General features: G+C 31.1%; 18 protein-coding genes, 2 tRNA genes and 1 riboswitch. Of the genes, 4 read left to right on the top strand and 16 right to left on the bottom strand.

Annotated features, from left to right (window positions below; translation table 11 throughout):
• The first annotated feature begins 389 nt into the window (after positions 1–389).
• On the top strand, positions 390–677 hold the full coding sequence (locus JJD95_RS13695; RefSeq protein ID WP_291643585.1) for a hypothetical protein: 288 nt from the start codon (positions 390–392) through the stop codon (positions 675–677).
• Positions 678–756: 79 nt separating this feature from the next.
• Here JJD95_RS13695 and JJD95_RS13690 read toward each other — a convergent pair whose 3' ends face one another.
• Complete coding sequence (locus tag JJD95_RS13690; RefSeq protein WP_291643584.1) at positions 757–2,229, bottom strand: Na+/H+ antiporter NhaC family protein; 1,473 nt, start codon at positions 2,227–2,229, stop codon at positions 757–759.
• 256 nt (positions 2,230–2,485) lie between these two features.
• Here JJD95_RS13690 and JJD95_RS13685 point away from each other — a divergent pair, with 256 nt between their 5' ends.
• Entirely contained in the window at positions 2,486–3,310 is an 825-nt protein-coding gene (locus tag JJD95_RS13685; RefSeq protein WP_291643583.1) for an MBL fold metallo-hydrolase, read from the top strand.
• Here JJD95_RS13685 and JJD95_RS13680 read toward each other — a convergent pair.
• From JJD95_RS13680 to JJD95_RS13640, 9 genes are all read right to left on the bottom strand, one after another.
• Positions 3,307–6,582: an SNF2 helicase associated domain-containing protein gene (locus JJD95_RS13680; protein WP_291643582.1), complete on the bottom strand. Its 3,276-nt coding sequence runs from the start codon at positions 6,580–6,582 to the stop codon at positions 3,307–3,309. The two genes, JJD95_RS13685 and JJD95_RS13680, sit on opposite strands and share 4 nt — an antisense overlap.
• Positions 6,583–6,708: 126 nt before the next feature.
• Complete coding sequence (locus tag JJD95_RS13675) at positions 6,709–6,912, bottom strand: cold-shock protein (protein ID WP_291643581.1); 204 nt, start codon at positions 6,910–6,912, stop codon at positions 6,709–6,711.
• A 300-nt stretch (positions 6,913–7,212) separates the two neighbouring features.
• A tRNA-Gln gene (locus JJD95_RS13670) sits at positions 7,213–7,287 on the bottom strand.
• A 106-nt stretch (positions 7,288–7,393) separates the two neighbouring features.
• The gene (locus JJD95_RS13665) at positions 7,394–7,780 is read right to left on the bottom strand and encodes a DUF302 domain-containing protein (RefSeq protein ID WP_291643580.1); all 387 of its coding nucleotides are present in this window, start codon (positions 7,778–7,780) and stop codon (positions 7,394–7,396) included.
• A 517-nt stretch (positions 7,781–8,297) separates the two neighbouring features.
• Positions 8,298–8,372: transfer RNA gene (locus tag JJD95_RS13660), tRNA-Glu, on the bottom strand.
• Between the two features lie 138 nt (positions 8,373–8,510).
• On the bottom strand, positions 8,511–9,266 hold the full coding sequence (locus tag JJD95_RS13655) for an ABC transporter ATP-binding protein (protein WP_291643579.1): 756 nt from the start codon (positions 9,264–9,266) through the stop codon (positions 8,511–8,513).
• Complete coding sequence (locus tag JJD95_RS13650; RefSeq protein ID WP_291643578.1) at positions 9,247–10,251, bottom strand: ABC transporter substrate-binding protein; 1,005 nt, start codon at positions 10,249–10,251, stop codon at positions 9,247–9,249. The genes JJD95_RS13655 and JJD95_RS13650 overlap by 20 nt, the downstream gene beginning before the upstream one ends.
• Positions 10,252–10,289: 38 nt before the next feature.
• On the bottom strand, positions 10,290–11,066 hold the full coding sequence (locus JJD95_RS13645) for an ABC transporter permease (RefSeq protein WP_291643577.1): 777 nt from the start codon (positions 11,064–11,066) through the stop codon (positions 10,290–10,292).
• Positions 11,038–11,328 (bottom strand): thiamine-binding protein, encoded by a 291-nt coding sequence (locus JJD95_RS13640; RefSeq protein WP_291643576.1) that lies wholly within the window; start codon positions 11,326–11,328, stop codon positions 11,038–11,040. Before JJD95_RS13640 ends, JJD95_RS13645 begins: the two co-directional genes overlap by 29 nt.
• A gap of 112 nt (positions 11,329–11,440) precedes the next feature.
• Positions 11,441–11,549: riboswitch (TPP riboswitch) on the bottom strand.
• A gap of 174 nt (positions 11,550–11,723) precedes the next feature.
• Here JJD95_RS13640 and JJD95_RS13635 point away from each other — a divergent pair.
• Together JJD95_RS13635 and JJD95_RS13630 are read left to right on the top strand one after the other, a co-directional pair.
• Positions 11,724–12,728 carry a patatin-like phospholipase family protein gene (locus JJD95_RS13635; protein ID WP_291643587.1) on the top strand — a complete coding sequence of 335 codons (1,005 nt, stop codon included), beginning with the start codon at positions 11,724–11,726 and terminating at the stop codon, positions 12,726–12,728.
• Positions 12,729–13,111: 383 nt separating this feature from the next.
• Complete coding sequence (locus JJD95_RS13630) at positions 13,112–14,548, top strand: amino acid permease (protein WP_291643575.1); 1,437 nt, start codon at positions 13,112–13,114, stop codon at positions 14,546–14,548.
• Positions 14,549–14,593: 45 nt separating this feature from the next.
• Here the strand turns inward: JJD95_RS13630 and JJD95_RS13625 are convergent, their stop codons facing one another.
• The 6 genes from JJD95_RS13625 to JJD95_RS13600 all read right to left on the bottom strand — a co-directional run bounded on the left by JJD95_RS13625 (position 14,594) and on the right by JJD95_RS13600 (position 23,926).
• On the bottom strand, positions 14,594–15,505 hold the full coding sequence (locus JJD95_RS13625; RefSeq protein ID WP_291643574.1) for an HD domain-containing phosphohydrolase: 912 nt from the start codon (positions 15,503–15,505) through the stop codon (positions 14,594–14,596).
• A 62-nt stretch (positions 15,506–15,567) separates the two neighbouring features.
• Positions 15,568–16,278, bottom strand: coding sequence for a hypothetical protein (locus JJD95_RS13620; protein WP_291643573.1), 711 nt, complete (start codon positions 16,276–16,278; stop codon positions 15,568–15,570).
• Between the two features lie 379 nt (positions 16,279–16,657).
• A complete protein-coding gene (gene argH / locus JJD95_RS13615; RefSeq protein ID WP_291643572.1) occupies positions 16,658–17,971 on the bottom strand; it encodes an argininosuccinate lyase in 1,314 nt (437 codons plus the stop codon).
• Between the two features lie 42 nt (positions 17,972–18,013).
• Positions 18,014–19,216 carry an argininosuccinate synthase gene (locus JJD95_RS13610; protein ID WP_291643586.1) on the bottom strand — a complete coding sequence of 401 codons (1,203 nt, stop codon included), beginning with the start codon at positions 19,214–19,216 and terminating at the stop codon, positions 18,014–18,016.
• Positions 19,217–19,657: 441 nt separating this feature from the next.
• Positions 19,658–22,864, bottom strand: coding sequence for a carbamoyl-phosphate synthase large subunit (gene carB, locus JJD95_RS13605; RefSeq protein ID WP_291643571.1), 3,207 nt, complete (start codon positions 22,862–22,864; stop codon positions 19,658–19,660).
• Positions 22,865–22,879: 15 nt separating this feature from the next.
• Positions 22,880–23,926, bottom strand: a complete 1,047-nt coding sequence (locus JJD95_RS13600; RefSeq protein WP_291643570.1) for a carbamoyl phosphate synthase small subunit — start codon at positions 23,924–23,926, stop codon at positions 22,880–22,882.
• Between the last annotated feature and the right edge of the window lie 484 nt (positions 23,927–24,410).

Raw genomic sequence — 24,410 nt, 5'->3', positions numbered from 1 at the left:
TTTTTTAAAAATTCTTGCACCGTGCAGGCTTGTTTGCTATACCTGTTTTTATTACAAACCGCTCTAATATCATTAAATTTTATAATTCTATACAACTCAAAACAAATTCAAGTTTTATTTATTAGTTTCCGTGAGTACTCATGCTATATATATATATATATATATACGTAATTATTTTATAAAAATATGGAATTTTAGAAATTTTTTGCAATATGTGTTTTTACAAAAAAAATTCATAAGCAGTAATCGCTTTTGAGTTCTCTTTTAACTATGTAGCTTCTTTGATAATAACTATATATTATTTTAATCATTTTCTTTGAAAATATACATAATTACTAGCACCCTTATGGTTAAATTCGAATATTATTATAGTAAAAGGGGGCTTATACATGATTTCCAAAGAAAAATATGTTGGTAGCAAAGAAGAATTTTATTTTTTTCTAAAAGACGAAGTTATAAAATTATTTAAGGATAAACTCAAAATAGAAGGAACCCATGTTTTAATACCAGAAGATAAAAAAATAGATTATGAATTTAATTATGTAAGCGACAAGAATTACGGGAATTTATCAATTAACGTTACATGGGGACAAAATACAGAAAAAACCAAGTTTTCTGAAGAAGATATTCAAGAAGATTTAAGCCTGGTCATTGATAAGTTTTTTACTATGGATTAATTTTAACTTAAAATTACCTGAGGATGCCATATTTTCTTTTCCTCAAAATCTATTATTGCTCCTCAGGATTTTTATATATCTACAAATTTTTCTTTAATCTTACCTTAGGTTCACTTGGCAATTTAAATAATGGTACGAATCTATCTAATCCTGTTATGGTAAGTATTAATAATGAACCTACTGCGACCATAGCCATAAAGTTATATTTTATTATATCCATTGGTACAAAGTTGTGAAGTGGATAAACAGCTGATGCTATCCCCACATAGAAACCTACATATACATGCCACGGAATAAGCTGCGATCCGAATACGCCAAGTGCATCTCCGAAAGTAGCATTTCTTAAGCGTAATGTATACATATCTTCTTCGCTAGCTTCAACGTTCTCTTCAAGTAAGTCTTTAATTATTGGTCCAACTGTTACAATTTGTGCCATTTCATCTGCCAATGCGGCATTTCCTAAAATGCACATTATTCCATTACAAAACATAAGTTGGCGTACATTTTTTGAAATATACGCAATGAATCTTGATAGTGGAGCAAATGCATGCATTTTACCCATTATACCTCCAAAGGCACCAACCCACATCATCATAACAATAACCCATGAACCTGCGTCTGAAAATCCGGTCTCCATTAATCCTAAAAATTCAGTTACAGATCCTATTGTTCCTGATACTAGTCCAAGAATTAAAGAAGATATTATTCCAATTCCTAAACATGCAAGAGTTGGAAGACCTTTAATTGCTACTACAAGTACAATTAATAATGGAATTATCATATAAACAGGAACCCCAGTTTTTACTTGATTTAAAAGTTCAACCGCAGATGGTCTGGCTTCTTCAAGTGATGCCCAAACATCTTTTGGGATTTGATTTATTGCTTCCCCTGCATTACCAGCTATATTGGGTAGTCCCATTCCAATGCTTACGAAGTAGAAGATAATAGCAGTTATTACTAAACACAAAAGTGACCATACACCTTGATGCCTAATTCTGTGAATAACTTCGACCTGTTGAATACCTGAACTTACTACGGTTGTATCAGAAATAAGTCCTATATTGTCACCAAAACAAGCTCCACCAGCTATTGCTGCTGTAGTAAGTAATATATTTCCTCCTAGTATATGGTTAAGCCAAAGGAAAATTGGGGCACAGGCTGCAAAAGTTCCCCATGATGTACCTGTTGCAATTGATAGTATTGCTGTTACTAAAAATCCTGTAACAGCTACCGTTCTAGCTGTTACTCCAAGAGTTAATGAAAGATTAATTATTGATGCACCTACTCCTGTGGCCATAAATGCTTCTGCCATTGCGTAAGCTGCCATTAAAATAAAGAAAACCAACTGCATCTCTTTTACGTTATCCACGGCAGAGTTAACAATGTCATTAAACTTAAATTTACATGTTAACGATGCTATTATAGCTGCGTAAATAGTTGCAATTGGTGCTGCAATCAATACATCCATTCCAGATATCATTAGTCCTGCCATTACAAATACCGGTGTTAATTTTAATAGGTCAAACGTGAATGATTTTAATAAGCGAATCATGTAAAAGTCCTCCATTCGGATTTTTATTTCGTTTACATAAAGTTACATTCTTTTCAACCTCGCATAAACTTTCCTTAGTATATTCTACAGTATACGTCATATTTCCCTATAATTCAATTATAATCGTTGTAGTTTGGTAATAGATGTAATAACAATTTTACATTGTATACTTTTTTACCTCTTATGATATAATTTACATAGAATAATATTTTTAAACACACTTTAAATAAATATATTGAAAATTAAGAGGTATAAAATGAATTTTAATAAAACTGTTAAAATATTTGAATATATGTATAAATTGCATCGTAGAAACTTTAAGTATTACTTTAAACCTATGCTTACTCCATTGCACCAGCCTGTAGTAGCAAATTCTATTCACTGGGTTGGACATGCAACTGTAGTAATTAATTTAAACGGAAAAATTATCGTAACTGACCCTGTAACTAGTATAAATCTTGGTCAATTAAAAAGACTAATTAAACCCTCATTAAACTTGGGCACCATTAATATTGATTATATACTGCTATCTCATGGACATATGGACCATATGAATTACACTACTTTAAGGAAGATAAATAAAAGTGCTATAGTTATTGCACCTGAAAATTTAAACATACCACTAAAAATGCTAGGATTTAAAAATATATTCCTTCTAACCAATGATGAAACATATAAAGATAATCACCTAGAAATAAAAGCTTTGAAAGCGAACCATGATGGTAGAAGATACCCATGGGGCGTTAAAGCTGATAGTAATTCCTATTTAATCCAAAACAACTTTAAAAAAATCTTTTTTGCTGGCGATACTGCCTATACCGATGTATATAAAGATTTAATGGCGGATGTTGCTATCATGCCCGTAGGTTGCTATAAACCTGATGAGTTTCAAGAAATGCATTGTTCCCCACAGCAAAGCTTTAAAATGTTTAAAATGACAAAATCTACATTCATGATTCCAATTCACTATAAAACTTATATTTTAGCACAAGATGATGATGAGGTTACCTGTGATACTTTAGAAAGAATAAATGATGGTAGCATAAAAATTATTGAAATCGGAGAAACCGTAAAATTTTAAATGAATAATTCTTCGATTTCATTTAAGCTCATCTGGGATAGAAATAATTCTGCCCCTGTTTCATCATTAATTACACTATCAATAATCGCTTTTTTCTTTTGTTGCAACTTAAATATTTTTTCTTCTATGGTTCCTCTTGCTATTAATTTTATCACTTCTACTGTTTTCTTTTGACCTATTCTATGAGCTCTATCTGTAGCTTGAGCTTCCACTGCAGGATTCCACCAGGGATCAAAATGTATTACCATATCTGCTCCTGTAAGGTTTATACCCATACCTCCCGCTTTTAGAGAAATTAAGAATACCTGTGTATCACCTTCATTAAAGGTTTTAACCATTTCGATTCTTTTTTCTGATTTAGTGGCTCCATCTAGGTACATATACTTTATTTCTTTGCCTTCTAATCTCTTAGAAATATTTTTTAACACTTTAGTAAACCCCGAAAATATTAATATTCTATGACCTTCCTCTAGACTATTTTCTAAAATTTCGTCTAGTGCATCTAGTTTGCCGCTACCTCCCTCATAATTCTCTAAGAATGTAGACGGATCGCAACATATCTGTCTTAATCTTGTTAGGATAGACAATAATTTAAACTTACTTTTGTTAAAACCTTTGCTTTTTATATCTTCTTCGAGTTCTCCTTTAGCCTCCTGTAAGTAGGCTAAATATACCTTCTTCTGTCCTTCCGTCATTTCTACTGAAATCCTATGTTCTATTTTAGACGGCAACTCTTTTGCAACCTCTAATTTAGTTCTTCTAAGTATAAATGGTTTTACATGATTATTAAGTTCTTGAAGTGCCTCATGACTTCCATCTTTCACAATTGGGACTTCATATTTTTTTGTGAAAGCATTATGATTTAAAAGATAACCCGGCATTATAAAGTCAAAAATTGACCAAAGCTCTGTAAGAGAATTTTCAATAGGAGTACCAGTAAGTGCGAATTTACCTAAAGCATTTAAATTTTTCACAGAATGTGCATTTAATGAGTTGAAATTCTTAATTTGTTGCGCCTCATCCAAGAAACAATATCTAAATTCTACATTTTCATAGTCGTAAAGATCCCGCCTTATAAGTGAGTAGGAAGTAATCACTACATCGGTATTATTAATATTTTGTTTTTGCTCTTTCCTCTGGCTTTTAGTACCTGAGACCACTATACAATTAAGTGTCGGTGCAAATTTCTCTATTTCATCCTTCCAATTATATACAAGTGATGTAGGACAGACTACTAGTGATGGTTTTTTATTTTCATTTTCTTCCACTTCAGATTGAATGAAGGCTATAGCCTCAAGTGTTTTACCTAATCCCATTTCATCTGCAAGTATCCCTCCAAAACCACAGCTAGCAAGAGTTTTCAACCATTTAAATCCTGTTTTTTGATAAGATCTCATTACACCATCTAAGCTTTCTGGTATTTGGGCTTTAATTTCTTTAATATCCTTAACATTACTTACGAGTTGTGTGAATTTTTTATTCGTTTCTACAAAATCCATTTCTTCTCGTTTCAACTTTTCTTCTATGTATATGGCATTATATTTTGAAATCAAAATCTTATTTTTCGAAATATCCCTATCCTTTATATTTAAATACTCCATCATTTGAGCAATCTTTAATATATTATTAGAATCTAGCAATACGAAGCTACCATTTTTAACTCTATAGTATTTTCTTTTTTCTCTTAAAGCTCCGAAAATATTGCTAAGTTCTGTTTTATCTACCCCATCAATGCTAAAACTGAATTCTAAAAGATTTTCTTTATTAAGTTTTATGTTTGACTTATATGAAGAGTTGCCGTGCACTTTAATATTCTTAAATTCTTCGGAACAATATACCTGGGCTACACTTCTAAGTTTTTCTAGTCCAGAAACTAAAAATTCTAAGAGCACTGACTCATCTTGAGCTTCAAACCCCTTATTTGTATTTACAAAACCAAACTGGTGAAATAAGTTTATAATCTCCATTTCCTTTTCTATATCTCTTATCAGTACCCTTCCCTCTTGTACTCTATTTTCTTTACTATTAAAAGGATTTATCTCTGTATCTCCATACTTAAAAGCTATTTTAACCTCTATATTCTCAGCAATTTTTTCAAAGAAAACAATTGGTTTAATTGTTTCTATATAAAATTCACTTTCTACAGATGTATCTATGGTAACCCTATTACTTATTTTTTTTAAAGTTGGAATTAGAAACGATGCTACATCAGCTTTCTCTTCATCATAAAACTCTATAAAATTGTTATCATCCTCTTTAAATCTATTATAAAAGGGTAAATATGAATACCTTTGGCAATTGGGTGGCTCATATATTTTTCCTTCATAAAAAAAGAACTCACCATCACTGCAAAGTACAGTTGGCATCTGCTCCTTTTGCCTAAGTAGGAATTTATTATTCTCTCTATTGATTTCAAATTCTAGAGGCATAGCCTCTTGTGATATCTGAACATTAGTAAATACTTGGTCTTTCATTACAACTGTTATAGCCCTATTATTTAAACATTTAAATAATCTTTTAACCATACTCTCTGTGAAATATGCCTTTTTCCCAGATAGAAACTTTACAGAACGGCGAACATATACTTCTGCGGCTTCCGCCACAGCCTCCAGTTCACTTGCTTCTTTGAAAAGTTCTATTATATTTAAATCTTCTTCTTTAAATAAGTGTAGATATGGATTATATGTAAATTTTTTGCCGAATTCCATAATTTCTAAACCAGTATTATAGCAAGCGAAAAATTGTTTTATATTTTTAACTACATAAAGCTTATCCTCACCAATCTTAAGTTCCACACAAGCTTTTCTATTATCATTATTAGAATCATGATAATACTTTACGTCTATATTTAAATGTTGTTTTGCTACTTCAACAGTACTTATATTTTTAGTTATTTGTTTGATTAAGTTATTTGTTTTAGCCATTTTCTGTTCCTTAATAATTTGTTCTTTTTCATTAGAATACTTTAAACATGTAGCCACTATATGTCTGCACATAGGTCTCCTACTACTACTAAGATAACTATATGAATTATCACATTCACATCTATAACTTATAAAAGAACAATTATTATTAAAACTTATTTCTACTTTATACAGAGTTTCATTTGAAGACTCTACATTTGCAGTTATGTTAGTTTCCTTATAATTCTCTTCTTCTTTTATTTCTATATTAATATCCAAAACCCTATTACTTAAATAATACTCACTTCCCATTTTATAAGAGTCTTTATTCGCGTATTTACGTATATTTTTATCATTAATATCAATCAAAGTTCCACCCCATCAAATTTTTTCTAGTCCTTGTTAATTATAATTATTAATAAGCAAAAATACAATTAAAAAGCACACTTAGTATATTAAATAAGTGTGCTTATACTAAATAAGTATGCTTAAATATTAAAATTTTTGAACATTAATAGCTTGGGGTCCTTTAGGTGCATCCACTACATCAAATTGTACTTGTTCACCCTCATGCAAATCTTTTCTAGGTCCTTGTTCTTTTATTGCTAAATGGTGAACAAATACATCTTCACCCTCTTGAGCGGATATAAATCCATATCCACGCTCAGCATCATACCACTTTACTATACCTGTTATCATATATTTCCCTCCTTGTCATTCTCTGAAATGAAAACAATTCAAAGTTTTAATATAGTATTAGCTATAAATGATTAAATAATACTTATACTTGGCTTAAGTATGGACTATTGCTTCCATGTTTAATTATTATGCTAGGCATTTATATATTCTTAAAAAACATGTCCACTTAAACCTTCACCTAATATTTGAATACACCTTAAAACAAAGCACAAATTTTATAAAAATAACCCCATCAAAAATAAATTTTTGATGGGGTTATTTTGTATAAAGAAATACTATTGTTTTATAATTAAATTCATTTGGCTGGGGTGGCAGGATTCGAACCTACGAATGCCAGAGTCAGAGTCTAGTGCCTTACCTCTTGGCTACACCCCAATAAAACCGAAAAATTATTATATAAGTTTCTGTGATTTACTATAACATAGATATACCCTCTTTGCAAGAGTATATCCTTTTATAAATTAGTAGGTTTGCTTTAATTTTATACAGCACCATCAATAGATTTCTTAAGTACATTCTCAATATCTTTCGCTATAGCTAAAATTTCTTCACTACCTATCATCTGTATAATTTCTGTAGGTTTAATCATTCCAATATAAACAGAACCTTCTTTTTCATAGACTACCATTTTACAAGGCAAGAAATATCCTACTTCAATGTTTCTGCTTAATACCTCTTGAGCTTGAACTGGATTACACACTTCTAAAATCTTAAAATTACTCTCAAACTCTAATCCTTTTTCTTTTAGTTTATCCTTAAAGTTAAGTTCAAATAACACTCCAAACTTATTTTCAGATAAACTCTTTTTTAAGCTTTCAACTGCCTCATCAAATGATTTTTCGGATTTTACTTCATATTTAATATTCATATTGTCCTCCTCATTTTAGATTTATTTATTTAATTGCCATATCAAATATTGTATTTATATGACATAGTGTACGGTTAAACAAACTTAGAAAAAATTTTCGCATACATTACATTCATCCAACGAAAAATGTCTCATGACAAACTTATTTTTCTCTATAAAATCCTTTATAGAATCTATAGAATTTAAATTATTCATAACTTAACTCCTTGTTTATATTTAAAATCATTAATGCAATTTGATATATACCCCTAATGGGTATATATCAATATTAACATATCGGAACCTTATCTGTCAATAACTATCAACTAATTCACTAGTCTTTTCAAATCAACCACATAATCGAATTTCCATGGGCTGAAATAGCATCTGATATATATAATGTATATCAATCCTTTCAGTGTATGCCGTTCTATAACATTCAAAACCTATCTGAAACTTATGTGTTAATAATGTGTGCAAACAAAAATATAGCAGATTTTACATTTCTGTAAATCCTGCTATATTTTTGTTTGCATTTTGGTGACTCCTAGGGGAATTGAACCCCTGATTCCACCGTGAGAGGGTGGTGTCTTAACCTCTTGACCAAGGAGCCGAATTAACACTACGAGATATATTATATTACTTTATTTGCTATAAGTCAAATAGATATATTAAATAGACAAATAATCAACTATTTTAAATTGAAATGAAAAAATAGGGTATGCAGCTTTGCTGCATACCCTATTACCAATTATAAGATTTGTAAAATACTTCTTTTTATTTCATTGAATTTTTCTGATGTAATTATAGATTTATCTTTAATTTTAGGTAAATCAACGATTATTTCACTTTTTATGGTAGCCGGTTTATCTGATAATAAATATATTCTATCAGATAAAAATACCGCTTCCTCGATATCATGCGTAATAAATATTATGGTAGCTTTTAATTCCTTTGTAATGTCTAAAAGCCAATTTTGCATCTTTGCCCTAGTAATTGCATCAAGTGCACCAAAAGGCTCATCCAGTAACATAATATCTGATGATGACATATATGTTCTTAGTAGTGCCGCTCTTTGCTTCATGCCTCCAGAAAGCTGGAAAGGGTATTTATACTCAAAACCCTCAAGTCCAAAGGTTTTAAAATGATTAATTACCTCTGACCTTGCCTGTTTTTTTGATTTCCCTTTTATGATAAGAGACAAAGAGGTATTATCTATAATATTTTTCCAAGGAAGCAGTAAGTCCTTTTGATGCATATAGCTTACTTTTTTAGTCCTACCCAAGCACTCTTCCCCATCAATTATAATTTTACCTCCATCTTTGTGTAAAAGACCTGATATAATATTAAAAATTGTACTTTTACCACTACCACTTGGTCCAAGGAGACTTATAAATTCATTTTCGTTAGCATAAAAAGAAACATCGTCTATAATTTCCATACTTCCAAAGTTTTTTTTAATATTTGCTACCCTTAGTTTTTCCACACTAGTCTGGTAAATACTCATTTGTAAACGCCTCATTTGCCATCATATCTTTTTCTATAAGCTTTCTATCTAAAAGAAATTTGGTATAGTTATCCCAAACTGATGTTTTCATTTCACCCCATCTTTTAGCTTCAGCCTTATACTGATCTTTCATATACTCTTGACTCTCGTAAGCAAGAGCTTCATTTGTTTCAGGTGCATTATTCAACAAAATCTTTGCACTTTCTTTAGGGTTCTCAATACAATATTCGTATCCTTTTGTAACAGCTTTCAAAAAATTCTTTGCAGTTTCAGGATCTTCTTTTAAATTATTTTCATTAGCTATAATTACTGGAGTATAGTAATCTAAATCACTATTTAATTTTCCAATATCAATATAGTTAATAGGAATATTTTTAAGCTTGGCTTCTATTCCCGTCCATCCATAAAATATCCATTCAAAGTCAATAGCTTTCTTAGTTACAGCAAAGAAATCCTCCGCTCCTGCGTCCACCATTTTCAGTTTTGAAAAATCAGCATTCTCACTTTCCATGAGAGCCTTTAATATTGCGTTTTCAGAAGGGGACCCCCATCCGCCATAGGTTTTACCTTCAAAATCTTTTGGAGATTTAATGTTTTTTTCCAATGGGGCTGCAAATCCAGAAGTATTATGTTGGATAATTGTAGCTATAGCCTTTATAGGAAGTGGGTCTTTAGCGGTTCTAGCATAAGTTACATCTTCTTGATAGCTTATGCCAAAGTCTCCTTTGCCTGCAGCAATTAAAGTTGAAGTGCTACCCTCGGCTGACTGAATTATTTCCACATCAAGACCTTGTTCTTTAAAATATCCATTGTCTTTTGCTACATATAATCCAGTATGATTAGTGTTTGGAACCCAATCTAAAATAACTGTAACCTTTTTTAAGGGTTCCACCTTATTTTCAATTTTTTCTTTTGTACCACAACCCACAAATACAACTGCAGTCATTGATAGCGTTAATAATAATGATATTGATTTCTTTAGCATGTTGTTACCTCCAAATAAAATAATAGTATTATACAAATTTAGTTTTTCTTATTTTCTTTATTCCTACTCCAAGGAGTAAAATAATATTGTAACAGATATAATAGCCCAAATAAGCCCATACTTAATATCACTATAATTATGATTACAGCGAAAACCTTATCAAGTGCGTAAGAATTTTTAGCTCTGATCATATATACCCCAAGACCCTTATCTCCTCCTAACCATTCTCCAATCACGGCCCCCATAATACTATAGGTTGCTGCTATTCTAAGGCCCGAGAAAAAATTAACAGTAGAGGATGGTAGCTTAACCATAGTAAAAATTTGATATTTGCTAGCTCCCATTGTCTTTAAAAGGTTTACCATATCAGTATCCACCGAATCTAACCCATCAATTAAACTAATAACTATAGGGAAAAAGCATACTAGAATTACCACAATAATCTTAGGTAATATTCCAAACCCAAACCAGATTACAAAAAGAGGTGCTAAGGCGATAATTGGGATGGTTTGAGATACTACTAAAATAGGATATATGCACTTTTTAATAAGTTTTACATTATCCATTAATGTAGCTAAAATTAATGCAACAAAAATAGATATTATGAATCCTATTGAGGCAGCATATAAAGTAGCATAAATATGTTTAGTAAGGCTTGGAAATATGTTAATTAAGGTAATAATAATATCTTTAGGTGATGGCAATATGTACTGTGGAACATTTAGCTTATCTATAGATATTTGCCATATCAAAAGAATTATAAGCTGAAAAGCTATAGGAATAAATTTATTTTCTATATTTATATATTTTTTCATCCATAGTCACGCCTTCTGGTTTATAATCGATTTTAACCATAGAAACAACTCTTGTTGCTCCATGTCGTACACAAATTTCTTGAGCCTTTTTTACAATATCTAAAAGCTCATCTAGTTTACCTTCCATAGTAGTTTCCATTGGTCCTACTTCGTATTTTACCCCACTAGCTTCAATATACTCTATAACCTTGTCTACTACGGGGTAAATTCGCTCCTCAGCTACTACCGGTATTACTTGAATACTTACATTTACAATTGACATTTAAATTCCTCCTTAACCTATTATTTATAAAAACAAACCCCCCGTTCAAAATTGAACGGAGGGTTTTATAAACCTATAATTTCGCATTATTTATGTACTTTAAATCCAAACTAAATGCAAATCATATTTTCCCTCCGCTGGCATTACCCAATTCAGGTTATAAGGGTCGAAACATTACTGTTTCCTCTCAGACAAAAAGCTTGACTCCCCTAATTTTTAATAATTACTTTATATATATATAATACCTACATTTTCTTTCATTGTCAAATCATTTTAGTAACCCGTGGATTTCATTCTAGAAACAAGTTCACAATAATACAAAATTATTTTTGATGATATATGTCATGTAAATAACATTCTTCATATATTACTCATAAGGGGTGGTATATTTGGATATGTATAGTAATCGAAAATTTGCTGATGCAGTCTTTGAAGGCGGCGGAATTAAAGGTATCGGACTAGTAGGAGCCTTAAAAATATTTGAGAGTAATGGATACCAGTGGAAAAACCTTTCAGGAACTTCCGCGGGTTCAATTGTGGCTGCACTAGTTGCTGTAGGATACTCAGCGGAAGAAATAAAAAAATTAATGTTGCAGTTAGATTATACAAAAATTGCTGATAAAAATCGTTTTAACATACCTATATTCTCTAATTCTTACAATTTACTTTTTAAAAAAGGAACTTTTAAAGGTGATTATATAAAAAACTGGATTGATGAAGCTCTGTCTAGTAAACTTAAACTTCCCAAGGGAAGAAAAGTAACCTTTGGAGATTTAATAACTTTAAAAGAAAACGGTATACTTTTAAATGACAATAAGTACAGAAGAAAATACAAACTCCATATTATAGCAACAGATATCAGTAATGGAAAAATGCTAATCCTTCCAGAAGACATTGCGGAATACGGTATAAATCCTGATAATCTGGAAGTGGGTTTGGCAATAAGAATGAGCATATCTATTCCTTATTTTTTTCAACCTGTAAAATTAAATAATGAAAACACTAATAAAAAGTCACTTATAGTTGATGGTGGGGTTTTAAGCAATTATCCAGTTTGGCTTTTCGATGTAAAAGGCATTCCTCGCTGGCCTACCATTGGTTTTAAACTTGGAGGAAATAAAGAAATAAGAGACCATAAGATTACAAATATCTTGAATTTTACTAGCTCAATTATTGAGACTATGCTAGAAGCACAAGATGATATTCATATAAAAGACATGGATTATTTGCGTACAGTAAAGATAAATACTCTTGATATTAAAACTACAGATTTTAATATTGGAAGCGAAAAAATTATGAGTTTATATAACTCTGGCGAAATTTGCGCAAAAGAATTTCTCGAAAATTGGGAAACTAATTATAGAAAGCATGAAATTCTTAGAAGCAACTCTTATAAATAATACGTACTACTAAAAAGATAAATTTTATCCGACGCTATGTACATTTTTTATGCGTATGTTCTTCACCAACATACGCATAGCTGTATGTATTTAGGAACATTTGACTGATTATTATAGTTTATGAAAGAAAAATAAGAATAGAAATTCAAATAATTAATATAAAATAATTAATATAAAATACATAAAAGAGAATATTAAATTTACGTTCCTAAATTATAATTTGATTTTGAGTAAAAAAAAAAATGTGTTATACTAAATTAGTTGTTACAAAATAATGATTATTTTTTAGAAACTAATGCTAAATATTATATGCTATTAAGATAAGAAATACATTTCATTTTATAATAATAGTTAAACCAGTGAAGAAAGGACGGAGAATTTATTTGAATGATGAAAAAGTAGTTTCACAAATAGTAGAACATCATAAAAAAAAGAAAAATAAACAAAGTGACGAGATAGGAATAACTTGGTGGCAACTGAGTCTCATTGGAATAGGTTCTATTATTGGAGCTGGTTTCTTTTTAGGTACAAGTGTAGCCATTACATTAACTGGTCCATCCGTAATATTAGCATTTTTAATTGCTGGACTAATGGCGTATATCACCTTTAGTGCATTAGCAGAAATGAAAATCAATGACCCAGCAACAGGATCTTTTAGGGATTATGCTAGAAAAGCTTTCGGAGACAATATTGGCTTTATTAGTGGTTGGATGTTTTGGATTGCTGGAGTATTAATTATGTCTAGCGAAGTAACTGCACTATCTGTGTTTACACGCTATTGGTTTCCACAGATTCCGTTATGGGCATTTTCTCTTATCTACTCTTCTTTAGGATTAGGCATTAATCTACTTGGAGTAAAAGATTTTGGAGAAATTGAATCCTTTTTCGCTATTGTAAAAATCACTACCCTTGTTTTGTTTATTATTTTTGGTGTATTATTCATCCTTGGATATGTATCTCCAAAGGCATCCGCGGCTGGAGGTTCAGTAATTTCCTTTTCTTCACTTAATTGGTTTCCAAAAGGCATAAAAGGACTATGGTCTGCTATGATTTTTGCACTGTTTCCTTTCGCTGGAGTAGCAGTTGTAGGCGCAGCTACTAAAGAGTTAAAGCACAAAGAGTCAATTTCTAAAGCTATTAATGCGCTAAATCTAGCTTTAATCCTTTTATATGTTACTTCATTAGTGATAATTTTAAAAATGGTGAATTGGCAGCAAATTCAGGTGAGCAAAAGTTCTTTTATCACCGCACTCTCTGCATTTCACTTTCCTTATATGAGTTCTATATTTAATATTGTTATTATAAGCGCTGCATTTTCCACTTTTGTGGGGGCACTTTTTGCTATAACAAATGTATTATTATCTCTTGCAAAGGATCATGAGGCACCGAAAATTGTAATGAAAAAGAATAAAAAAGGTGTAAATGTTATTGCACTTCTACTAGGTACAAGTGGTTTACTTGTAACTATCTTATTATCTCTAGTATTACCATCTACCATTTACGAGTATTTAACCACTGCAGCAGGTGTATTATTGATTGGAAATTGGATTATTATCTTAGCTTCACAAATAAAAATCCGAAAGAACTATCCTGTCCATGGTAATCTCAAAGGTAATATCAAAAGTAAAGAATTTAAAATGCTATTTGCACCATATAGTTCATATTTGGGCATTTTACTTGTAATCCTTGCTTTAATTGGAGTGACAATTAATCCAAACCAGCGTTTAGGATTAATTGTAAGTACAATCATTGTTGCAATCATTTCTATTTCTTATTTAATAGTAAAACCAATCATTAAAAGAAATAGAATGAATAGTTAAGTAAAAAAGCACGTAATAGGGAGGATCACCTGTTACGTGCTTTCATTAATTATTTATAAGATTTTCTTCTTTTAATACCTTTTCAAATGCCTCAACAACCTTTTCATCATAATGTATTCCACTTAAGCTTTTTAATTCTTTAAACGCCACTGACATATCCATAGCTTTTCTATAACTTCTGTCTGAAGTCATAGCATCAAAACTATCTGCAAGGGCTATTATTTTTGCTTCTAATAATATTTCATCACCTTTAAGTCCACGGGGATAGCCTGTACCATCTATTCTTTCATGATGCTGAGAAATTATTTTACTTATGTTTTTCATAAAAGTTCCCTGTGTCATTTTTTCTCCATCAAGAGGATGATTTTTTATTAAATTGAATTCTCCTTCTGTCAAATTTCCTGGCTTATTTAATACTTTATTAGGTACAAAAATTTTACCAACATCGTGACAAAGAGAGGCAAATGCAATGTTTTCAAGTCTTTCACTGGATAAGCCTAATATTTTAGCAATATTTATTGAATAATCTCTCACTCTCTCACCATGACTATGTGTATATATATCCTTTTCCTCAACACTTTTAACCATACTTGATAACTCTTTTATCCCCTTACTTAAATAATGAAAAAAAGGTTCCGTGGATAAATACAACATGGTTACTTCAGTAATAGTTTTTAAACTCACTGTTTCTTTTAAACCATGAGCATAAAAATACTCGCCTTTGTTTAAAACAATATTTTCACTATCTCTTTCACAATTAATTGAACCTTCTAGAACATAAAAGAATTCCAAAGTTTCGTTACTATCACTTGGCTCAATAAAAAAAACTTGCTCGGACTCTATCTTTTGTATCATTATTTCAGCGCCATCACCTTTGCCTATTAATCTAAGTTCACCAAAGTCTTGAGTAACTTTTTCTAGGCAACTTTCATTTTGTCCTAAGTAAAGTCCTTGCATTCTATTCCTCCTTTGATTGTGACATTTATTACGCTAAAGCTTCTTTATAAGTCAACTCTATTTTAGTGATTTCCTATTCGTAAAGGATCTACCAATACATATCTATTTCCAAACTTAACCGATACCCAATCGCAGTTTACTTTTACGCCCTCTTTTGCTGCAGAATTAACCATCTTTGCTGACATTTCATTAGTTTTATTGAGTAAATCAAGAATTATTTTATCTATATCTGCAATATACTTATTTCCTAGACTCTGAATTTCTTCGGAATTTTTATCATTTGCATCATTATATTTTACTAAAGTTTTCCTTAAATTTTCTTCTGTCTTTTTGTAATCTTTACTGTCTATCGTTAATGACTTTATCTGTGACTGCAACTCTTCAATTTCAGCTTCCTTAGCTAAATACTTGCTTTCATATTTTTCTTGTTCTATTTCAATTTTTTCCTTAGCCTTATCAATATCTTTTAAAATTTTCACATGTTTCTCAGTTCCACTTTGTGTCATATTTAAATCACATTGTAATTTTCCTAACTCTCTTTCAATTTTTGCTACCTCTTTACCTTTTACTAACCCATCTAAAACTTCTAAATATTTATCAGTTGCATCCTGTACATCTTCAACTGCTGTTCCTATCTTTTGATTAATTTGTATGTTGGTTTTATCAACATTTTTTATTATATCCCCCATACTTTTAGCTTGAACATAATTAGTTGGGATAATAATAAAGGACATCATTAACATAGCTGTAATAAATATTGATATTTTTTTCATAAAAACTCTCCCCCTAATGATTATTTTGAAATAAACTACTGCCGTACTGCATTATTTGATAATTGAATTAAGTACAGATCCATCTCTCTTTAATTACTTATTATATTCTATATAAGTTTTCAATTTCCTTCAACATTTTCCAAATATTAAAAATATATTTATAATTTAGAATATTAAGCTAATTATCGATAAAATTAATATGTATAATTTATTACGTTAGAAATATCAACCAAATCTAGTCACAATTCGAATTATATGATATTATAAATATAGTGAAAAAAGAGATGAATTTAAGTACTAAAAAACACATAACGGTGAGGGGAAGCACCAGTTACGTGTTTTTTTTAAAAGGTATCTACCTGAAACCCTCAGACGTTTATTACATTTCTTTTTTTATACCTCTACTCAAAGTATTTTCATAATCTATGAATTGGTACACATCCTCTTTGAATAAATCACTAAAGCTCTTAAGCTCTTCTAAAGTTAAATCCTCAATAGCCTTGTGTTCCTTCTCACAGTGTATAACAATAGAACCTATAACTCCATGTGCATCTCTAAATGCTGCTCCTTTATTCACAAGATAATCGGCAGCTTCTGTAGCATTTAAAAATCCTGTTTTAACTGCATTATACATATTATCCTTCTTAATTTTTAGTGAACCTAGCATTCCATTCATAATTTTTATACATTTTAAAACTGTATCTACTCCATCAAAAAAAGGTTCCTTATCTTCTTGCATATCTTTATTATAAGCCAGTGGAATTCCTTTCATGGTTGTAAGCAAACTCATTAAATCTCCATATACTCTCCCAGTCTTTCCTCTTACGAGTTCTGCTGCATCTGGATTTCTTTTCTGCGGCATTATACTGCTACCTGTAGAAAATTCATCACTAATTTCAATAAAATTAAATTCTTTACTACTCCATAAAACAAGTTCCTCGCTAAGTCTACTAAGATGCATCATTATTATAGAAAAAGCGGATAAAAGTTCCAATAAGTAATCCCTATCGCTTACCCCATCCATAAAATTATCCACAGGTTTTTTAAACCCCAGTTCTCTTGTTGTAAAAGATCTATCTGTATCATAGGTAGTTCCTGCTAGAGCGCAGCACCCAAGAGGATTTTCATCCATAATGATAGTGGCACTTTTAATTCTTTTCACATCTCGTCCTAACATATTATGATATGCCATAATATGTTGTTTAAAAGTTACGGGTTGAGCCCTTTGTAGATGCGTATAGCCTGGCATTATAGCCATATTGTCATTCCCTAATTTTTCAATAGTAGATAAAACAATATTCAAATTTTCAATAACCTCAAGGGCCTTATGTTTTGAATATAATCTCATATCTACTGCAACCTGGTCATTTCTACTTCTTGCTGTATGGAGTTTTTTACCTACATCACCCACAAGTTTTGTCAGTTGTATTTCCATAAAGCTATGAATATCTTCATAATCGCCTTCAATTTTAAGTTTACCTTCTTCAATATCAGAAAGAATAGAATTTAGACCATTTACTATAGTTGAGCACTCTTCATGGGTTAAAATGCTGCATTTAGCAAGCATTTTAACATGAGCTATACTTCCCATAACATCTTCATAATATAACCGTTTATCAAAGCTTAGAGAACTATTAAAGTCCTCCATAAGCTTGCTTTCATTACCTTCAAATCTTCCACCCCAAAGTTTCATTTATATCACCTGCATAACTTTCTATATATTTTGTATTATCACTTAGTAATTATTTAAATGTTTATAAGCCTTAATTTTACTTGGCAATGAAAATAAGTTTATAAATCCTTCTGCGTCCTTATGATCATATAGTACACTTGCTCCAAAAGAAGATATACTCTCATCATATAGTGCATTAGGTGATTCTTTACTTGCTACCATAATATTTCCTTTGTATAGCATTAGTTTTACAGAACCTGTTACTGTTTCTTGAGTCTTATCTACAAAAGCATCAAGAGCTTCTCTCATAGTAGTAAACCAAAGTCCATCATAAAGTAATTCTCCATATTTCTGTGATATTGAGTATTTAAAGTGTAGTGTATCTTTATCTATGGTTATTTCTTCAAGTTCTTTATGAGCTGCATAAAGAACCGTACCACCAGGAGTTTCATATATTCCTCTTGATTTCATTCCTACAAGTCTATTTTCTACTAAATCTACAATACCTATTCCGTTTTCTCCACCAATTTTATTTAATACCGTAACTATATCAATTGGCTCTAGTTCAATGCCGTCAACTTTTTTAGCAATTCCTTTTTCAAAGTATATTTCTACATATGTAGCTTCATCTTTTGCTTTTTCTGGAGGTGTAACCATAAGATACATATCTCTTTTATGATCATTTTTAAAATCTTCAATATCTCCACCTTCATGACTTGCATGCCACAAATTTTGATCAACTGAATATATTTTTTCTTTAGTTACTGATATTTCTATACCCCTAGCATTTGCATAATCTATAGCATCTTCTCTTGATTTTATATCCCAAATTCTCCAAGGTGCAATAATTTTTATAGAAGGGTCTATAGCTGCTATGCCAACCTCAAATCTAACTTGATCATTTCCCTTACCAGTGCATCCGTGGCATATATATTTTGCCCCTTCTTTATGAGCTATTTCCACAAGCTTTTTAGCTATTAATGGTCTTGCATAAGCTGTACCTAACAAATATTTTCCTTCATAAGTAGCATTTGCTTTAACACCTTTAAATACGTAATCTTTGATGAATTCAGCTGTTACATTTTCAATATATATTTTCTTTGCTCCTGAGCTTAACGCTTTTTTCTCAATTGCTTTCATATCATCCTCTTGTCCTACATTAATACAAGCAGCTATAACATCCATATCATAGTTTTCCTTAAGCCAAGCTATTATTATAGAGGTATCGAGTCCTCCTGAATACGCTAAAACCACTTTTTCTTTAATTATTTTTTCCATTTTTATATCCCCTTCCGAATTTATATCTTTTATATTTTAAGACTTTTCTAAAGTACTTTATTTAAACATTCATTAGCTTGCCGGTCTTTGTGCAGGTTGAAAAATTGTTTTGGTACTGTTATTACAATAGACATAATTTTTCTCATTTGTACCACTCCTTCATTTATAACAAAACATATCGATGTATATTTATACATTGATATGTATATTTATAATTTTCCTTGATTATTTGATATTCAATTCTTTTTAACGTTTATTGTTGAACTAACTGGCTTGCTTTTATTTATTATATATCACTTCTTATAATAATGCAATACTTTTTCTTTGTATTTATTCATATTTTTATTATATTTATGCATTTCATAAGAAAAAGACGCAAAACAAGTGTTGGCGCACCTGCTTTGTGTCTTTTTTAAAATTTTCTTTTACTTAATCTGCAATATTAAACACTTCTAAATTTGCACTTATAATATTTTTCCTCAAAAGTTCCACTACTGCCTTTGCAGTATCTAATGAAGTAATAACACCTATGTTACTTTCAATAGCTGTTCTCCTTATTCTAAAACCATCTGTTTTTGAATTATTTCCTTTAGTAGGGGTATTTATTACTAAATCAACCTGTCTACTTTTTATTACATCAATGATATTAGGACTACCTTCTGAAATTTTCATAACTGTAAGGGCTTCAATACCAATGTCATTTAGTAGCTTGGCCGTGCCGGTTGTAGCTATAAATTTATAATTCATTTCACTAAACGCTTTTGCTATATACAAAAACTCTTCTTTATCCTGTGGATTTATTGTTGTAAGTATAACTCCACTTTCTTTTTTAATCCTCATTCCAGAGGCTATAAGCCCTTTATATAAAGCCTCGTCGAAGCTTCTTCCTATTCCAAGCACCTCTCCTGTAGATCTCATTTCTGGTCCAAGACACACCTCAACCTCTGGAAGTTTTTGAGTCGAAAATACTGGAACCTTTACTGACACAAGTGTTGGTTCTTTATAAACCCCGCTACCATATCCCAAATTTTTTAATTTTTCTCCCAGCATAACTCTTGTTGCAATCTCTACAATTGGTACTTTACTAACCTTACTAATATATGGAACTGTACGACTAGCTCTTGGATTAACCTCTATGATATATAATTCATCTTTAAATTCTATAAACTGAATATTTATCATACCTATTACTTTAAGTCCTATTGCAACCCTCTTAGTAAATTCTAATATTTTTTCTTTTATATCTTGTGATATATTTTGACTTGGATATATTGTAATGCTATCCCCAGAATGAACCCCTGCTCTCTCTAAATGCTCCATAATACCAGGTATTAATATTTCTTCCCCGTCACAAATAGCATCAACTTCTATTTCTCTACCTAATAGATATCTATCAATTAAGACAGGATTTTTCTTATCCTTCTCAAAGGCATTCTTTAAATAATGCTTCAACTCATTTTGTCCATAAGTTATTTCCATTCCCTGTCCACCTAATACATAAGATGGTCTAACAATTACTGGATATCCTAAGTTTTCAGCCTCTTTTAACCCTTCTTTCAAATCCCAAACCGCTCTTCCCTTTGGTCTATTTATATCTAACTCCTCTAAAAGTGCATCGAATTTCTCTCTATCTTCGGCTACATCTATTTGCTCAGGCTTAGTCCCATAGATAGTTATGTTCTTTTCTTCTAAGAATTTAGCAAGATTAATGGCAGTTTGTCCTCCAAATTGAAGTATAACTCCATCAGGATTTTCTTTTTCAATAATATTTAAAACTTCTTCTTCTGTTAAAGGCTCAAAATATAATTTATCTGAAATATTAAAATCTGTACTTACTGTTTCCGGATTATTGTTTACTATTATTGTTTCAATTCCTAGCTTTCTAAGTGCAATTACGCTGTGAACAGATGCATAATCAAACTCAATTCCCTGTCCTATACGTATAGGACCTGAACCTAATACCATAACCTTTCTTCTACTGCTTACCTCAACCTCATCATATTCATCATAGGTTGAGTAGTAATAAGGGGACAAGGCCTCAAATTCTCCTGCGCAAGTATCTACCATCTTATAGACAGGTTTAATGTTCCATATGTTTCTAAGTTCATAAATTACATTTGGACTCACCCCTAATAAATCCGATATCCCCTTATCGGAAAATCCCTTTTTCTTTAATAATTGCAACCAATCTTTATTCATATCATCAACGGTGGAACCCTTTATTTTTTCTTCTTCATCTACTATCCACTTTATTTTATTTACAAAGAATTTATCTATACCTGTAATTTCCGAAACCTTTTCTACCATATAATTACGTCTGAGCATTTCAGCTAAATGAAATATTCTCTCATCATCAGGCGCCATTACTCTTTTCTTTAATTCTCGTAAGCTTTTTTGTGAAAGCGCATCGTATTGTAATGAGAACTTTCCTATTTCTAAAGAACGAATTCCTTTTAATAGAGCTGCTTCAAAATTGCTCCCGATTGACATTATTTCCCCTGTAGCCATCATCTTAGTACCTAAAACTCTATTCGCTCCCTGAAATTTATCAAAAGGCCACTTAGGAATTTTAACTACAACATAATCTAGCGATGGTTCAAAACAAGCATAGGTTTTTTGAGTCACTGCATTCACTATTTCATCGAGTCCATATCCTAGCGCTATTTTTGCTGCTACTTTCGCAATAGGATATCCTGTAGCCTTCGAAGCTAGTGCAGAGGATCTACTTACTCTTGGATTAATTTCTATAACTGCATACTCAAAGCTTTTAGGATTAAGAGCTAGTTGAACATTGCAACCACCTTCTATTCCTACACTATTTATAATATCTATGGATGCACTTCTAAGCATTTGGCACTCTTTATCCGAAAGAGTTTGGCTTGGTGCTACAACAATACTATCTCCGGTATGTATTCCTACAGGATCAATATTTTCCATATTACATACGCAAATACAATTACCATTACCGTCTCTCATAACCTCATATTCTATCTCTTTCCACCCTTTAATTGACTTTTCCAAAAGAACCTGTCCGATAGAACTTAATTGTAATCCTAATTGTAAAATTTCTACTAACTCTCCTTCAGTTTCAGCGATTCCACCTCCGCTTCCCCCTAGAGTATAAGCCGGTCTTACTACTAGTGGATAGCCTATTTCAATTGCAAAGCATAATGCTCCTTCTATATCTGTAACAATTGCACTTTCTACAACTGGCTGATTAATCTCCTGCATAAGATTTCTAAAAATTTCTCTATCTTCACCTTTTTTTATTCCTTCTATAGATGTTCCAATCACTCTTACATTATATTTATCTAAAACGCCATTATCCGCTAGTTCAACAGCTAAATTGAGTCCCGTTTGGCCTCCCATACCACAAAGTATGCTATCCGGTCTTTCCTTGTCAATAATTTTTTCTAAAAATTCTATAGTTAATGGCTCGATGTAAACAATGCCAGCAATCTCTTTATCCGTCATTATTGTAGCTGGATTGCTATTTACAAGTACAACTTCTAAGCCTTCCTCTTTTAATGCTTGACAAGCTTGCGTGCCTGAGTAATCAAATTCAGCAGCTTGTCCTATTATTATTGGTCCTGATCCAACTACTAATACTTTTTTTATACTTTTATCTAATGGCATCTAAACCCTCCTCTATTATATTAGCGAAAGAAACTTATCAAAAATCACATCTATATCCTTCGGCCCTGGGCAAGCCTCTGGATGGAACTGCACAGAAAATATAGGCAAATTTTTATGTCTCATTCCTTCAATGGTTCCATCATTTACACTTACGTGAGTAACCTCCATACCTTCAGGTAGAACACTGACATAATATCCATGGTTTTGAGATGTAATATAAACCTTATTTTCTTCTATATCTTTAACTGGATGATTACAGCCTCTATGTCCAAATTTAAGTTTTTCCGTCTTTCCGCCAAGAGCTAATGCTAAAAGTTGATGTCCTAGACAAATTCCCACTATAGGCTTTTTACCTATAATTTTTTTTAATACCTCAATTACTTCTTGTAAATCATCAGGGTCTCCAGGTCCATTTGATAAAAATACTAAATCCGGATTAATATCCATTATATCTTCCGCAGAAGCATCAGCAGGAAATATTGTTAACTTGCAATTTCTTTTTTTAAACGAACGTATTATATTTTCTTTTATTCCAAAATCCATAATAGCTACATGGTGCCCACTACCGTAAATTGTATAGCACTCTTTTGTAGTAACCTTCTTCACTGCATCGTTATTATTAAAAGTTGAAAGCTTTTGCTCTATTTCACTTTGTGACAACTCTTTCGTAGCTATAATTCCTTTCATGGAACCATTTTTTCTAAGTATTTTTGTTAATGCTCTTGTATCAATACCTTCAAGTCCGATTATCTTATTTTGCTTAAAATATCCCGCAAGGTCCATTTCACATCTGAAATTGCTGGGATTATCACATTTTTCTCTAACAATGAACCCCTTAACCTTAGGGGATTTTGATTCAACATCCTCGAGATTTATTCCATAATTGCCGATGAGTGGATATGTCATAGTTACTATTTGCCCATAATAGGATGGATCCGTTAAAATTTCCTCATAACCAGTCATCCCTGTATTAAATACCACTTCGCCCACACTTTCCTCTAAATACCCAAATACATTTCCTTCAAACATTATTCCATTTTCCAATATCAACTTACCTTTCATATTAGCCCTCCTACGTCGAATAAAAGTATATTTTTCAAAAAAACAAAGGATAATAGGGAGATTAATTAAATAATCTCTTTATTATCCTTCACAATATATCTTTAACATTTATTAACGAAATAGAAAACATACCTACAGTTTTATTATTAATTTCAAAATTTGCGCTACAAAAAACACTTGTCATAATCATCTATACTCCTTCCTAGTCTCACAGGACTAACTTAAAAGTGTATTTTTCTTTTATTTATAATTTCTTTTTAGTTTAATTCAAATTTTATAATTTGTCAATGTATAAATATAATTAACTATTGCAATATGATCCGTTTATGATAATGTCTTAGATTACCGTTTTTGATTATGTCCCAAACATACAAAAATATAGTGTAGAATATACCTCATAAGATTGTACAAATGGGGTGTTGATAATCAGAAAGGTAGATTTAAATATGAAAGAAGATTTCAAATATCAAATCATCAAAAAATT

The sequence above is a fragment of the Clostridium sp. genome, from assembly GCF_016650035.1.
Lineage (GTDB): Bacteria > Bacillota > Clostridia > Clostridiales > Clostridiaceae > Clostridium_AD.
Note: the sequence above shows the minus strand (reverse complement) of the source record. Positions and strands in the feature narration are given on the sequence as shown.